Genomic DNA, 13,534 nt, shown 5'->3' with positions numbered 1-13,534 from the left:
CGACAGCGGCCGCATCCGCAGCAACGGAGCATGGGGCGTAGGGCCCTTAACGTCCAGCGCTGCCGGGACTAAACTCCTGCTGTGGCGTGGAGCGTCCACGCCTGCCTCGTGGCCCGAATCCTTGTTCTTGGGAGAGTGTGATGGCTGGTGGAGTTGTACATTTTGAAATCCCCGCAGACGACGAGGGCCGCGCACGGGAGTTCTACAGTTCGGCGTTTGGCTGGGAGGTCAGCTCGGTGCCCGAGATGAGTTACTCCATGATCAAGACGACGCCGACGGATGCAACGGGCATGCCCTCCGTTGCGGGCTCCATCAACGGCGGCATGTTCCACCGTGAGGGAGACCTCACGTCCCCGGTGGTCACCGTGGACGTTGATGACATTGACGCGGCGCTGGAGAAGATCAACTCCTTGGGCGGCAGCACTGTCTCCCCACGGCAGGAAGTCGGCACTATGGGCTGGGCCGCCTACTTCCGGGACACCGAAGGCAATGTGGTCGGTCTCTGGCAGAGCGCCCCGCGTGAGGGCGGCGCCGGCGCCGCGGCGGATGACATCGGCGCCTGACGTCCCTGACGGGTGCGCTGGCACCTCAGGGCATGCAGCTCAGTGCATCCCTGTGGTGAGCCACAGTGCCACGACCGCCAGTGGGACCGTGAGGACAACGGCCACCACACCGGCTACGGCGAAGCCTCCCCAGCGGATCTCCACGTTGAGGGCACGGAGCCGCTCGTGCCACAGCAGCGTGGCCAGGGAAGCCCACGGGGTCACCAGCGGGCCCAGGTTCACGCCGATGAGCAGGGCCGCCAGCCGGGCCGGGGAGCCGCCCACCGGTTCCAGGGCCAAATAGGCGGGCAGGTTGTTCACGGCGTTGGCTGCCCCCGCACCCAGGCCGGCGAGCTGCAGGAGCGCCGGCAGGCTCTCGCCTGTGCCTGCGATCCCGGACAGGAACCGGGTGAGCCCGTTGGCGTGCAGGGCCTCCACCACCATGAAAAGTCCGGACGTGAGCATGAGCGGGCGCCAAGGAACCATGGACCAGCGCAGGGCGGAGCGCCGCCGCCAGAGGAACAGCAGGAGCAGGGCCGCGGCTGCCGCGAGCGCCGGGATCTGCACCGGAACCCCGGAGACCAGCGCCGGAAGCAGGACCACCATGACCCCGGATGCCGCGTACAGCAGCACCCGGTCCCGCACCCTATGGACCGGCTGCGGTCCGTACTTGCCGCGCAGATCCTTCCGGAACGGAAGCCACAGCAGCACCAGCGGCACGAGGATGCCCACCAGGGCTGGGGCCCACACCAGCGAAGCGAACGCGGCGGGGCTGAGCTTGAGCCGGTCCTGCGCCAGCAGGTTGGTCAGGTTTGAGACCGGCAGCAGCAGCGAGGCCGTGTTCGCCAGCCACACTGTGGTCAGCGCGAACGGCAGCGGCGGAATGCGGGCGTGGATTGCCAGCAGCACGACGACGGGAGTCACCAGCACCGCCGTCGTATCCAGCGACAAGAACACCGTGGAAACGGTGGCGAGTGCGATGACGAGGAACCACAGCAACAGGACCCGGCCGCGGCCCAGGGCGGCCAGCCGCTCCGTGACCACGCGGAAGAGCCCGGCCTCATCCACCAGCTCCGTGACCAGGGACATCGCCACCACGAACGCCAGCACCGGCACGGTCCTTGCCGCCAGTTCCTGAAAAGCGGGGACCGGCAGCAGCCCGGTGGCCAGCGCCGCGCACCCCGCCAGCAGCATGCCCGCGGGCAGCGCGTAGCTCCTGAGCTTCTTCAGCCGGGCGATCCTCTTCACTGCCATATCCTCGCACCTGCTGGAGGCGTCGCCGCGCCGAGGTGCATCCCCGCCGGAGACGGTAGCTTTGTACCTATGAAGTACGCCCAGTCCGTTCTGGACCTCATCGGCCATACGCCGCTCGTCAAACTCAACCACGTGACCGATGGCATCGCAGCCACCATCCTGGTAAAGCTCGAATACCTGAACCCCGGCGGTTCGATCAAGGACCGCATCGCGGCGAAGATGATCGATGAGGCCGAACGAACGGGCAAGCTCCTGCCCGGCGGCACCATCGTGGAACCCACCTCGGGCAACACCGGCGTTGGCCTGGCGCTGGTGGCGCAGCAGAAGGGCTACCGCTGCATCTTCGTGGTGCCGGACAAGGTCGGCGAAGACAAGCGGGCCGTGCTCCAGGCCTACGGCGCCGAAGTGGTGGTCACGCCCACCGCCGTCCCGCCGGACAGCCCGCAAAGCTACTACGGCGTCTCGGACCGGCTCGTCACCGAAATCCCGGGAGCCTACAAGCCGGACCAGTTCTCCAACCCGGCCGCACCGGCCAGCCACTATGAGACCACCGGCCCTGAGATCTGGCATGACACCGACGGCCGCATCACGCACTGCGTGATCGGCGCCGGCACCGGGGGCACGATCACGGGCACCGGCCGGTACCTMAAGGAAGTTTCCGCCGGGCGGCCCGGGGCCGAGGGCGGCGTCGTGAAGATCATCGGCGCGGATCCCGCAGGCTCGGTGTACTCCGGCGGCACCGGCCGCCCGTACTTTGTCGAGGGCGTCGGGGAGGACATGTGGCCGGCCAATTATGACAAGTCCGTCCCGGACGACGTCATTGCCGTCAGCGACGCCGATTCCTTCGCGATGACCCGCCGGCTGGCGCGCGAGGAAGGCCTGCTGGTGGGCGGGTCCTCGGGCATGGCCGTCGTGGCCGCCATGGAGGTTGCCAAGGACCTCCCGGCGGAAGCCGTCGTCGTGGTCATCCTGCCGGACTCCGGCCGCGGCTACCTGGCGAAGATCTTCAACGACCAGTGGATGCGCTCCTACGGCTTCCTGGCCAGCGGGGACGAGGCCTCGGTGGGCGAGATCCTCAAAGCCAAAACCGGTGAACTCCCGGACCTCGTCCACATCCACCCGAACGAGTCCGTCCGCGATGTCATCAACATCATGAACGAGTACGGCGTCTCGCACATCCCCGTCCTGTCCCAGGAACCGCCCGTCGTCATGGGCGAGGTCCTTGGCGCCGTGGACGAACGCACGCTGACGGCCAAGCTCTTCCGCGGCGAGGCAAAGCTCTCGGACAAAATCTCCGAACACATGGAGGCCCGCCTCCCCGTGATCGGCTCGCTCGAATCGATCTCGACCGCCCGCGAACTCCTCTCCGACGCTGACACCCTCATGGTGACGTTTGTCGGCGCTCCGGTGGGGATCCTGACCCGCCACGACCTCCTCGCGTACCTCAGCAACTGACCAGTTCAAGGAGTCCCATGTCTGTGCCTGAAAGCTCTTCCTCGAAAATCCCGGGCTTCAACACCCGTGCCATCCACGCCGGACAGGCGTTTGAGCCCCGCACCGGGGCGGTGGTGCCCCCCGTGCACTTCTCGTCGACCTATGCCCAGGACGGCATCGGCGGGCTGCGGGACGGCTACGAATACGGCCGGGGCACCAACCCCACCCGTGACTCGCTGCAGGAGCAGTTGGCCGCGCTGGAAGGCGGGAGCGCCGCGTTCTCCTTTAGCTCGGGCCTGGCCGCCGAGGACTCGATGATCCGCGCCCTCACCCGCCCCGGTGACCACATTGTGCTCGGCAACGATGCCTACGGCGGAACCTACCGGCTCATCAGCCGGGTCCTGGGGGAGTGGGGCATCGGCAACACCCCGGTGGACATGTCCGACCTCGACGCCGTCGCGTCCGCCGTAGCAGCCGGAGGCACGGCCGACGGCGGCGGCAAGACCCGCCTGGTGTGGGTGGAGACGCCGTCGAACCCGATGATGAAGATCACCGACATCGAGGCGCTCGCCAAGGTGGCGCACGACGCCGGCGCGCTCCTCGTGGTGGACAACACCTTTGCCTCGCCGTACCTGCAGACCCCGCTCGCCCTCGGCGCCGACATCGTGGTGCACTCCACCACCAAGTACATCGGCGGCCACTCGGACGTCGTCGGCGGCGCGATCGTGGTCAACGACCCCGAGCTGGCCGAGAAGATCGGCTTCGTCCAGTTCGCCGTCGGCGCCGTGTCCGGGCCGATGGACGCCTTCCTCACCACGCGCGGCCTGAAAACCCTCGGCGTGCGCATGGACCGGCACAGCGACAACGCGCAGGCCGTGGCCGAATGGCTGCTGGAGCGCCCCGAGGTCGAAGCCGTGCTGTACCCGGGCCTGCCCTCCCACCCGGGCCACGAGCTGGCCAAGAAGCAGATGAAGAAATTCGGCGGCATGATCTCCGTGCAGTTCAAGGGCGGCGAGGCCGCGGCACGCAAGGTGGCCGAATCGACCTCCGTCTTCACCCTGGCCGAGTCCCTGGGCGGGATCGAATCGCTGATGAACTACCCCTCGGAAATGACGCACGCCTCGGTCAAGGGCACCGAACTGGCGGTTCCGGTCAACCTGATCCGGCTCTCCTGCGGCATTGAGGACGTCGAGGACCTGATCGCCGACCTTGACGCCGCGCTGTCCTCCCTGGACGCCGGCAGCTAACTGCACCCCTAGCTGACCGCCGCGCAGGCGTCAGTCCGGTGCGCCGAACGCGGCCACCCTAGCTTTCTCTAAGAGAGTCAGCTAGGGTGGCCGCATGGCACTCCGATCCGACTGGTCCCAGCGGACCTGCAGCATGGCCCGCGGCCTCGACATCCTCGGCGATCCCTGGAGCATGCTGGTCCTGCGCGAGGTGTTCTTCGGCAACGGCCGCTTCGAGGCCATGAAGGCCCGGCTCGGGGCGGCCGATTCCGTCCTCACCAAGCGGCTCGCCGGGCTCGTGGAGGCCGGGCTCCTCACCCGGCGGCCCTACGGCGACGGCGGCCGCACCCGCCAGGAATACGTCCTGACCGCCAAGGGCGAGGACGCCCTCCCGGTGCTCAACGCCGTCGTGATCTGGGCCGAAAAGCACCTCCCGGCGCCTTCCGGGCAGGCGCACATGTTCGTCATCCACACCGGCTGCGGGGAGAGGACCTCCTCGGCGGACACGTGTACGGCCTGCGGGGAACCGCTGACGGCCACCAACACGAGCTGGCACAGCCTCTCCCGCACCGCGGACCCCGTGCCCCTGGCCACGTCCGGCACCGCGACCCCTGACCAGAACGGAACCGCCGCATGAGCGCCCCTGAAACCATGACCCCCGCGCCGGTCCGGCGCCGCATCCACCCGGCGTGGACTGTTGCCGCCGTGGCTTTCCTCGCGCTGGTCGGCGCCGCCGGGTTCCGGGCAGCGCCGGGGGTGCTGATGGTGCCGCTGCAGAACGAGTTCGGCTGGTCCACCACCGTGCTCTCGGCCGCGGTCAGCATCAACCTCGTGCTCTTCGGGCTCACGGCGCCGTTCGCGGCAGCCCTGATGGAACGCTTCGGCATCCGCGCCGTCACGGCCGTGGCCCTGGTGCTGATCGGCGCCGGCAGCGCCCTGACGGTCTTCGTGACCCAGTCCTGGCAGATCCTGCTGACCTGGGGGCTGCTGATCGGGCTCGGCACCGGGTCCATGGCGCTGGTCTTCGCCGCCACCATCGCCAACACCTGGTTCGCCAAGAGCCGCGGCCTGGTCATCGGCATCCTCACCGCCGGCAGTGCCGCCGGACAGCTCGTGTTCCTGCCCTTCATCGCGCTCCTGGCCCAGGACCCGGGCTGGCGGCAGGCCTCGCTCCTCATCGGTGCCGGCGCGCTGGCCGTGGTGCCGCTCGTGCTGAAGTTCCTGAAGAACTCACCGGCCGAGGTCGGCGTGCTGCCCTACGGGGCGACGCCGCCGGCCGCCGGCGCCGTCACAGGGCCAGAATCGACCGACTCGACCGGGCCGGCCGGGCAGGCAGCGCCCGGGCAGGCAGCGGCGGAGCCCCGCCGGAACGCCGCGGTCCGGGCCCTGCAGGTCCTCAAACGGGCCAGCAAGGTGCGTACCTTCTGGGCCCTCGTGGCCGGCTTCGCGATCTGCGGCGCGACCACCAACGGGCTGATCGGCACCCACTTCATCCCCTCCGCCCATGACCACGGCATGCCCGAAACCACCGCGGCGGGCCTGCTCGCCGTCGTCGGCCTCTTCGACATCATCGGCACCATCGCCTCCGGCTGGCTCACGGACCGCTTCAACCCGCGGATCCTGCTCGCCGTGTACTACCAGTTCCGCGGGATCGGGCTGCTGGTCCTGCCGCTGCTGCTCAGCGCCACCGTCCAGCCCAGCATGATCGTGTTCGTGGTCATCTACGGCCTGGACTGGGTCGCCACGGTGCCGCCGACGGCCGCGATTTGCCGCCAGGTGTTCGGCGCCGACGGGAGCGTCGTGTTCGGCTGGGTTTTCGCGGCCCACCAGCTCGGCGCGGCCGCCGCGGCCCTGGCGGCCGGGGCGGTCCGCGACGCCACCGGCCAGTACACCTATGCCTGGTTCGCCGCCGCCGCCATGTGCACCATCGCCGCCGTCATCAGCGCCACCATCCGCAGGGACGCCCGGAAGCTGGAGTCCGTCCCGGTGCCGGCGTAGCCGGGTCTGTAGACTGGCCCGACAGCGAGGGCGCGTTTGCGCCGCCCTGGACGGAACCGCCCAAACGGCCAGCGTCTACACCAGCAGCCCGATGGGGGAATTCATGTCAGTGCCCGATTCAGACCGCAGCCCGGCGCGGCGCACACCCGCCCGGCAGCTGCTCCGGCTCTCCGTCATCCTGGCCATCGCCGCGGTGGGCTACTTCATCTGGATCTCGCTCGGTGCCTGGGCCAAGCAGGGCCTGGACTTCAGCGTGTACTGGTACGGCGGCAAAATCCTCAACGACGCCGGCGCGGCGCCTTCAGACCTGTATGCGGGCAACGTGGACTGGGCCGGTGGACCGACGCTCATGTTTACCTACCCGCCGTTCGCCGCCATCCTCTTCAGCCTTTTGGCCCGGCTGCCGCAGGCGGCAGCGCTGACCCTGTTCAACGCCGCCGGCGCCGGGGTGGCGATCCTGACCGCGGTCCGCGCGGTCCGGTACTGGAACGCGAAAGCCTCCTGGCGCGCCACCTTCCGGATTCCGGGCAACGGCTGGGCCGCCGCCGTCCTGGTCCTGGCGGTGCTGAACCTGGGTCCCTGGCGCGAGACCCTGGTGTTCGGCCAAATCAACGCGCTGCTGATGGGCCTGATCGCGGTGGACCTGCTGGCCCGCAACCATCGCTGGACCCGCGGCTTCCCCGGCAGCGGCTTCCTGGTGGGCGTCGCCGCCGGCATCAAGCTGACGCCGCTGGTCTTCGGGCTGTACTACCTGGTCCGCAGGGACTGGCGCGGACTGGGCAATATGGCCGCTGGCTTCACCGCCACCGTGCTGGTCGGCTGGCTGCTGCGTCCCGCCGAATCCCTGCAGTTCTGGCTCCAGATGCTGCCGGACACGTCCCGGATGGGGGGAGCGGGCTATGTGGACAACCTGTCCCTCAAAGGTGCCCTGCTGCACTTCGGTGTCCCGGAGGCGCACGTCACTGTGCCGTGGCTGGTGCTGAGCCTGATGGTTGTGGCCGTCGGCGCCGCAGTGATCAAAGCCGCCAGCGATCAGGGCGCCCGCGTCGTGGCCGTGTCGGCGACGGCCCTCACCATGCTGCTGATCAGCCCGGTCTCGTGGTCCCACCACTGGGTGTGGGTCGCGGCCGTCTTTCCGGCGTTCGCCTGGACCCTGCGGGAAACCCCCCACCGCTACGCAGGAATGCGCTGGACCATGGGCGGCGTGCTGGGCACCTCGATCATGGTGTTCCTGTTCTCGCCCAAGACCATTGGCACAGCCCTGGGCGCGGAAAACCTCGATGTCCAGACGCCCGGCCTGTGGATCATGGCCTCCAGTGCCGGCGTCTTCTGCGCCGTGGCCATGCTGGTGTGCTGGCTTGTAGCCCTGCGGCGGGATTCGGTGGCACCGGGGCTCGATTTTGATGCCGTGCCCGCCGCCGGACGGGACCTCCGCGCCCCCGCGGTCTCCTCGTAACTGCCGCCCGGGGACCTTCGGAAGGCGGGATCTAGCAGGTGCGGCACGTCCGGCCGCCGCTAGGCTGTCCGGCATGAGCTCTTCGTCACCCCGTAAGACTGCCCTTGTCACCGGCGCCGGCCGGCTCGCCGGAATCGGCGCCGGCATCGCGCGCCGCCTCGCCGCGGACGGCTGGGACCTCGTACTGACGTACTGGCAGGACTACGACGCCCGGATGCCGTGGGGAGTCCAGCCGGACGACGTCGAACGCCTCACCGCGGAGCTGCAGGCGATCGGCGCCGCCGTCGTGGCGCTGTCGGCGGATTTCCAGGACCCGGACGCCGTGGACCGGCTGATGGCCGCCGCTGCGGCCGAGGCCGGAACCCTGCAGGCACTCGTGCTCAGCCATGCCGAATCCGTGGACTCCGGCATCCTGGACACGTCCCTGGCGAGCTTCGACCGGCACTTCGCGGTCAACACCCGGGCCAGCTGGCAGCTGATTGCCGCCTTCGCCCGGCAGGCCGGTCCCGACGGCGGGGCCATCGTGGCGCTGACCAGTGACCACACCGCGTTCAACCTGCCCTACGGGGCATCAAAGGGCGCCCTGGACCGGATCGTGATCGCAGCGGCCCGGGAACTTGGCCCGCTCGGGATCAGTTCCAACGTACTCAACCCGGGACCGGTGGACACCGGCTGGATGGGCGAGCCGCTCCGTGGCGACCTGGCCCGGCGGCAGCCCGGCGGCCGGCTGGGCACCCCGGCAGACGTGGCCGGCACCGTCGCGTTCCTGCTCTCGCCCGAGGGTCGCTGGATGTCCGGGCAGCTGGTCAAGGCCGACGGCGGCTTCTCCGCCTGAGCCTGCCCCCCGGCAGCCTGGCGCGTCAGCGGACGCTGATGCGGGTATCCGGCGGTCGCCCCGGATCCGGTCAGTCGGCGGTCAGCAGGGCGAGGGCTGTTGCCAGTTCGGTGGCGGCGCTTTGGAGGAGGCAGGCCGTCTCGCGTGCACGGGCGTTGCGCCCGGACTGGAGGTCGGCATCAATGAGCTCGGCTATGAGTTGGAGCCGGCAGGCACCGGCCATGGATGCGGACCAGGACAGACTATGGGCGGCGAGGCGCGCCTCCTCCCAGTCCCCGACGGTCAAGGCTCGGTGGACCTTTTCGACGCGGTGGGGAAGCATGAGCTGGGATGTACTGACGAAGTCGTGGAACCTCCAGGATTGGGGTGTTCCTGCGCTCTCTTGAAGTCGGTTGCTGTCCAGAACGCGTGCCGTGGCGATGCGGGCACGGTACTTGCGGGGTCCCTGGTCAGCGCTGGAAAAATCCTGGTCGTTCACGTCCGCCCTGCTCGCGGCGTGACGTGCCGGAAAGACGCCGAGCGTCCACGCGCCTGACTTGGCCCTGAGACCCATGATGTCCCCCTCACCCGGTATCCTGTGCCGACCCGTCGGATCGGTTGCGATGGCACCACTCTACGAATGCGCCCCAGGGAGAACACGAGTGCTGGCTACGCGGAAACTCAGCAGTCACCACTTGTATCACTGGCCTCATACGTATCGCACGACAGGGATCGTCTTCGCGGGATCCAGGCGGCCGCACGGTCCAGTTCTTCGTCGCCGGATGGCCCAGCCTGTGTGGGCCCCCGGTCAAGGAACCCTGCGGGCGCGGGCCCCCTCGGGCTCAGCGGAAGGCGGGCAGACCCGTGATGTGCTGGCCCAGGATCAGGGTGTGGACCTCGTCGGTGCCCTCGTAGGTGCGGACGGATTCCAGGTTGGCGGCGTGCCGCAGCGGGGAATGGTCCAGCGTGATGCCGTTGCCGCCCAGGATGGTGCGCGCCTCCCGGGCAATAGCGATCGCTTCCCGCACGTTGTTCAGCTTGCCGAGCGAGATTTGCTCCGGACGCAGCGTGCCGGCGTCCTTGAGCCGGCCCAGGTGCAGGGCCAGCAGGGTGCCCTTCTGGATTTCCAGGAGCATGTTCACGAGCTTCTCCTGCGTCAGTTGGTATCCGGCCAGCGGCTTGCCGAACTGCAGCCGCTCCTGGGCATAGGCCAGGGCGGCCTCGTAGGAATCCCGGGCGGCGCCCATCGCACCCCACGCGATCCCGTACCGGGCCTCGTTCAGGCAGGAGAAGGGGCCCCGCAGCCCCCGCGCCGCCGGCAGCAGCGCCTCCGGGCCCAGCCGGACGGCGTCGAACGTGATGTCGCACTGGATGGAGGCGCGCATCGAAAGCTTCTGCCCGATCGGCGTCGCGGTGACGCCCGCGGTGCCGGCCGGGACGAGGAATCCGCGCACGCCGTCGTCGGTCATGGCCCACACCACCAGCACATCCGCCACGGACGCGAGCCCGATCCAGCGTTTGGCGCCGTCCAAGATCCAGCCGGCGTCGCTGCCGGTCCCGTCGGGGCGGGCAAAGGTGGTCATGGATGCCGGATCCGATCCGGCTGTGGGCTCGGTTAGGGCAAACGCGCCGATCAGCTCGCCGGCGGCCATCCGGGGGAGCCACTCCTGCTTTTGGTCCTCGGAGCCCCACTTGTGGATGGCTGTCATGGCGAGGGAGCCCTGCACTGAGACGAACGTGCGGACGCCGGAATCGCCGGCCTCGAGTTCCATGGCCGCGAGGCCATATTCGACGGCGGAGCGGCCGGGGCAGCCGTAGCCCTCCAGGTGCATGCCAAGCACGCCGAGCTCGCCAAGTTCCGGGGCGAGTTCCAGGGGGAACACGGCGTCCTCGTACCAGCCGGCGATATCGGGACGGATCCGCTGGTTCGTGAAATCGCGGACGCGCTCGCGCACGGTGCGCTCCTCCGCGCTCAGCAGGGAATCGATCGCCAGGACATCGGAAACGTCGGAATCGTGGGGAATGCCAGCTTCGTTGCTCATGCCAGCATCCTACGGCCGCACCGTACTCTCGGGCTGAGTCCGTGCCGCGGCGGGCTGGTGCCGCAGGAAATAGCCCCGCGTGGACGGCGCGAAACGGCAGACGGCGGCCAGCGCCACGCCCAGTACCAGGAGCAGCACGCCGCTGACGAAGGCCCCGCCGACGCCGAAGATCTGCGTATCACCGTAGTCCGGATCCCACATCTGCACCGCCGAGACGAAGAATGCCGCAGTCAGCATGAAAGCGCCGAGCAGGGGCATGACGCCGCGGAACCAGAAGTTCCGGGCCGAGCCGCGCAGGGTCGCGCGGAAGTACCAGACGCAGGCAAAGCCGGTCAGGGCGTAATAGAAAGCGATGAACAAGCTGATTGAACTGATCGAGTCGGCGAGCAGGTTCTCGCTCACCAGGCTCATCAGGACGTAGTAGGCAACGGCCGCGGCGCCCATGACCTGGGTGGAATATCCCGGCGTCTGATTGCGCGGGTGGACCTCGCCGAACCTGGGAGGCAAGGCGCCGTGCACGCCCATGGACAATGTACCGCGGGCGGTAGGGAGGATGGTGGTCTGGGTCGAGGACAGCACCGATGCCAGGACGGCGACGACGATCAGCCAGCCCCAGGGGCCCAGCACCACGTCCTTCATGGCGAGGAAGACGTCGTTCTGGTTGGCCTCGTTGGCCAGCCCGATCCCGTCCGTGCCCACTGTGGCGTACATCATCACCAGGAGGGCCACGGAGACGTAGATTACGACGAGGACAAGCGCCGAAATGACGGCGCCGCGGCCGGGGGTGGTGCCGGGGTTCTCGGTCTCCTCGTTCACCGCGAGGCAGGTGTCCCAGCCCCAGTAGATGAACAGTGCCAGCAGGGCACCATGCACCACCGCGCCGGGATCGGCGAAGGCGCCGGCGGGGTTGAACCACTCAAAATCGAACGCCTGACCGGTTGCGGCCCCGCCGGGAACTCCGCCCGTGATCCTGAAAATAATCGCCACGGCGAAGATGCCCAGCGAGAGGTACTGCACGTAGGTCAGGACCCGCTGGACATGTTCCCCGAGGCGTATGCCGCGGTAGTTCACCAGGGTCATGAACACGATGAACAGCACGCCGGTGGCGGTGACCACCAGGCTGTTCCCGGCCAGGGAACCGTCGCCGATCAGCAGCCACAGGTACTGCCCGGCGACCTGTGCGAGGTTGGCCAGGACCACGACGCCCGCCAGGGCAACGCCCCACCCGCCCAGCCAGCCGGCCCATGGACCGAAGGCCCGGCGGGCCCAGATGAAGGTGGTCCCGCAGTCCGGCATGGCGCTGTTGAGCTCACGGAAGGCGAAGGCGATGAAGAGCACGGGCACGAAGCCCAGCAGCAGGATTAATGGAGTGTAATTGCCGTTGACCGCCACGATCAGGCCCAGGGTCGCCGCGAGCGAATAGACCGGCGCGGTGGAGGCCAACCCCAGCATCACGGAGTCTCCGAGGTCCAGGATCCCGGCCCGCAGTCCCTTGGCGGGAACTGCCGCGGGGGCCCCGGGGCCGCCGGCCGTCGTCGTCTCGGTGCTCATAGGGCGATACCTGCCTTGCTGGAGTGGGCCTGGTTCGAGGTCGGAACCGGCGGGGCCGGCGCGTCAATTGTGTTGGGAACGAAGCGGCAGAAGTAGTCCGTGATGGGCCCGTCCGATTCGCGGATGCCACAGCCGACTGATTCGCCGTCGACCACCCAGAGCCCGAGCACCGGGCGGTTGCCGTCGAAATCGGGAAGGGCGTGGAACTGCTGGTAACACCAGCCTTCCCGGCCATAGTCGCCGGGCTGTTCCAGGTCGATGCCGGCGGCGTGGATCTTGATGTTGTCCCCTTCGCGGCCGTGCAGCGGCTTGGCCACCCACTCCTTGAGCGGTCCCGGGCCGTCGAGATAGGCCGGTAGCAGGTTGGGGTGGTCCGGGTACAGGTGCCATAGCGCCGCGAGCAGGGCCTTGTTGGACAGGAGCATCTTCCAGGCGGGCTCCACCCAGCGCGGATTGTGGGCGCGCTGGAGCAGCCGGTGCCCGAACGGCTCCGTCATCATCAGTTCCCAGGGGTAGAGCTTGAACATGGTGCTGATCATGAAGTTGTCCAGGTCCACGAAGCGGTTGAGGTTCGGGTCCCAGCCGATGTCGGACATGTTGATCCCGATCGTGGTCCAGCCGGCCTGGCCCGCGACGTCCCGCATATAGGCTGCCGTCATCCAGTCCTCGCCGGATTGTTCCTCCTCGGAATGGGCGATGTGGAGCGTGCTCATGCCGGTGCGGTACTGCACTCTCTTCCACTGCCTGATGAGGGCTTCATGGATGCCGTTCCACTGGTCCTTTTCGGGAAAGACGTCCTGCAGCCAAAACCACTGGGCGACGGCTGCCTCGATGAGCCCGGTGGGGGTGTCGGCGTTGTATTCGAGCATCTTGGCCGGCCCACCCCGGCCGTCGTAGACGAAGTCGAAGCGGCCGTAGACGTCCACATCGCCGGCCTGCAGCGATTCGGCCGCGAGCTCCAGTGCCTGCGGCCCGATCCCGATCCCGCCCATGGCGCCGGTGGCCAGGAACTTTGCGGCCTCGAGGCACATGCGGTGCATGTCCTCCGCCGTCTGTTCGAGAGTCTCCACTTCGTCCATGGTGAATTCGTAGTAGGCGCCCTCGTGCCAGTACTCGACGTTCGTGCCGTCGGGCAGGGCGGTGGTGGAGAAGACGAGGCCTTGTGATTCGATGTGCTCTTTCCAGTCCGGCCTCGGCACGGATCCCAGTCGTATCAT

At 68.6% G+C, this 13,534-nt stretch carries 12 protein-coding genes; 7 read left to right on the top strand and 5 right to left on the bottom strand.

The annotated features are described in order from the left end of the window. Positions 1 to 140: 140 nt before the first annotated feature. Positions 141 to 563, top strand: a complete 423-nt coding sequence (locus tag AC1DR1_RS00180) for a VOC family protein (RefSeq protein WP_229992469.1) — start codon at positions 141 to 143, stop codon at positions 561 to 563. A gap of 39 nt (positions 564 to 602) precedes the next feature. On the opposite strand, the gene AC1DR1_RS00175 is transcribed toward AC1DR1_RS00180, so the two are convergent. Then, positions 603 to 1,796 (bottom strand): SLC13 family permease, encoded by a 1,194-nt coding sequence (locus AC1DR1_RS00175; RefSeq protein ID WP_476991966.1) that lies wholly within the window; start codon positions 1,794 to 1,796, stop codon positions 603 to 605. A 69-nt stretch (positions 1,797 to 1,865) separates the two neighbouring features. Between AC1DR1_RS00175 and AC1DR1_RS00170 the strand changes: the two genes are divergently transcribed. From AC1DR1_RS00170 to AC1DR1_RS00145, 6 genes are all read left to right on the top strand, one after another. Then, the gene (locus tag AC1DR1_RS00170; protein ID WP_476991965.1) at positions 1,866 to 3,251 is read left to right on the top strand and encodes a cystathionine beta-synthase; all 1,386 of its coding nucleotides are present in this window, start codon (positions 1,866 to 1,868) and stop codon (positions 3,249 to 3,251) included. 17 nt (positions 3,252 to 3,268) lie between these two features. After that, positions 3,269 to 4,477 carry a cystathionine gamma-synthase gene (locus AC1DR1_RS00165; protein WP_229992472.1) on the top strand — a complete coding sequence of 403 codons (1,209 nt, stop codon included), beginning with the start codon at positions 3,269 to 3,271 and terminating at the stop codon, positions 4,475 to 4,477. Between the two features lie 94 nt (positions 4,478 to 4,571). After that, positions 4,572 to 5,093, top strand: a complete 522-nt coding sequence (locus AC1DR1_RS00160; protein WP_476991964.1) for a winged helix-turn-helix transcriptional regulator — start codon at positions 4,572 to 4,574, stop codon at positions 5,091 to 5,093. Next, complete coding sequence (locus tag AC1DR1_RS00155; protein WP_229992474.1) at positions 5,090 to 6,454, top strand: MFS transporter; 1,365 nt, start codon at positions 5,090 to 5,092, stop codon at positions 6,452 to 6,454. Before AC1DR1_RS00160 ends, AC1DR1_RS00155 begins: the two co-directional genes overlap by 4 nt. A gap of 103 nt (positions 6,455 to 6,557) precedes the next feature. After that, positions 6,558 to 7,910, top strand: a complete 1,353-nt coding sequence (locus AC1DR1_RS00150) for a glycosyltransferase 87 family protein (protein ID WP_476991963.1) — start codon at positions 6,558 to 6,560, stop codon at positions 7,908 to 7,910. 73 nt (positions 7,911 to 7,983) lie between these two features. Beyond that, entirely contained in the window at positions 7,984 to 8,745 is a 762-nt protein-coding gene (locus tag AC1DR1_RS00145) for an SDR family oxidoreductase (protein WP_476991962.1), read from the top strand. A gap of 70 nt (positions 8,746 to 8,815) precedes the next feature. Here the strand turns inward: AC1DR1_RS00145 and AC1DR1_RS00140 are convergent, their stop codons facing one another. The 4 genes from AC1DR1_RS00140 to AC1DR1_RS00125 form a co-directional block, all read right to left on the bottom strand. Further along, positions 8,816 to 9,298 carry an Hpt domain-containing protein gene (locus tag AC1DR1_RS00140; RefSeq protein WP_229992477.1) on the bottom strand — a complete coding sequence of 161 codons (483 nt, stop codon included), beginning with the start codon at positions 9,296 to 9,298 and terminating at the stop codon, positions 8,816 to 8,818. A 268-nt stretch (positions 9,299 to 9,566) separates the two neighbouring features. Next, positions 9,567 to 10,766: an acyl-CoA dehydrogenase family protein gene (locus tag AC1DR1_RS00135; RefSeq protein ID WP_229992478.1), complete on the bottom strand. Its 1,200-nt coding sequence runs from the start codon at positions 10,764 to 10,766 to the stop codon at positions 9,567 to 9,569. Between the two features lie 9 nt (positions 10,767 to 10,775). Continuing rightward, positions 10,776 to 12,317, bottom strand: a complete 1,542-nt coding sequence (locus tag AC1DR1_RS00130) for an APC family permease (protein ID WP_229992479.1) — start codon at positions 12,315 to 12,317, stop codon at positions 10,776 to 10,778. After that, a complete protein-coding gene (locus tag AC1DR1_RS00125; protein ID WP_229992480.1) occupies positions 12,314 to 13,534 on the bottom strand; it encodes a glutathionylspermidine synthase family protein in 1,221 nt (406 codons plus the stop codon). The genes AC1DR1_RS00130 and AC1DR1_RS00125 overlap by 4 nt, the downstream gene beginning before the upstream one ends.

This window comes from Arthrobacter sp. P4_F10, assembly GCF_056401435.1.
This window is presented reverse-complemented; position numbering and strand designations above follow the sequence as displayed.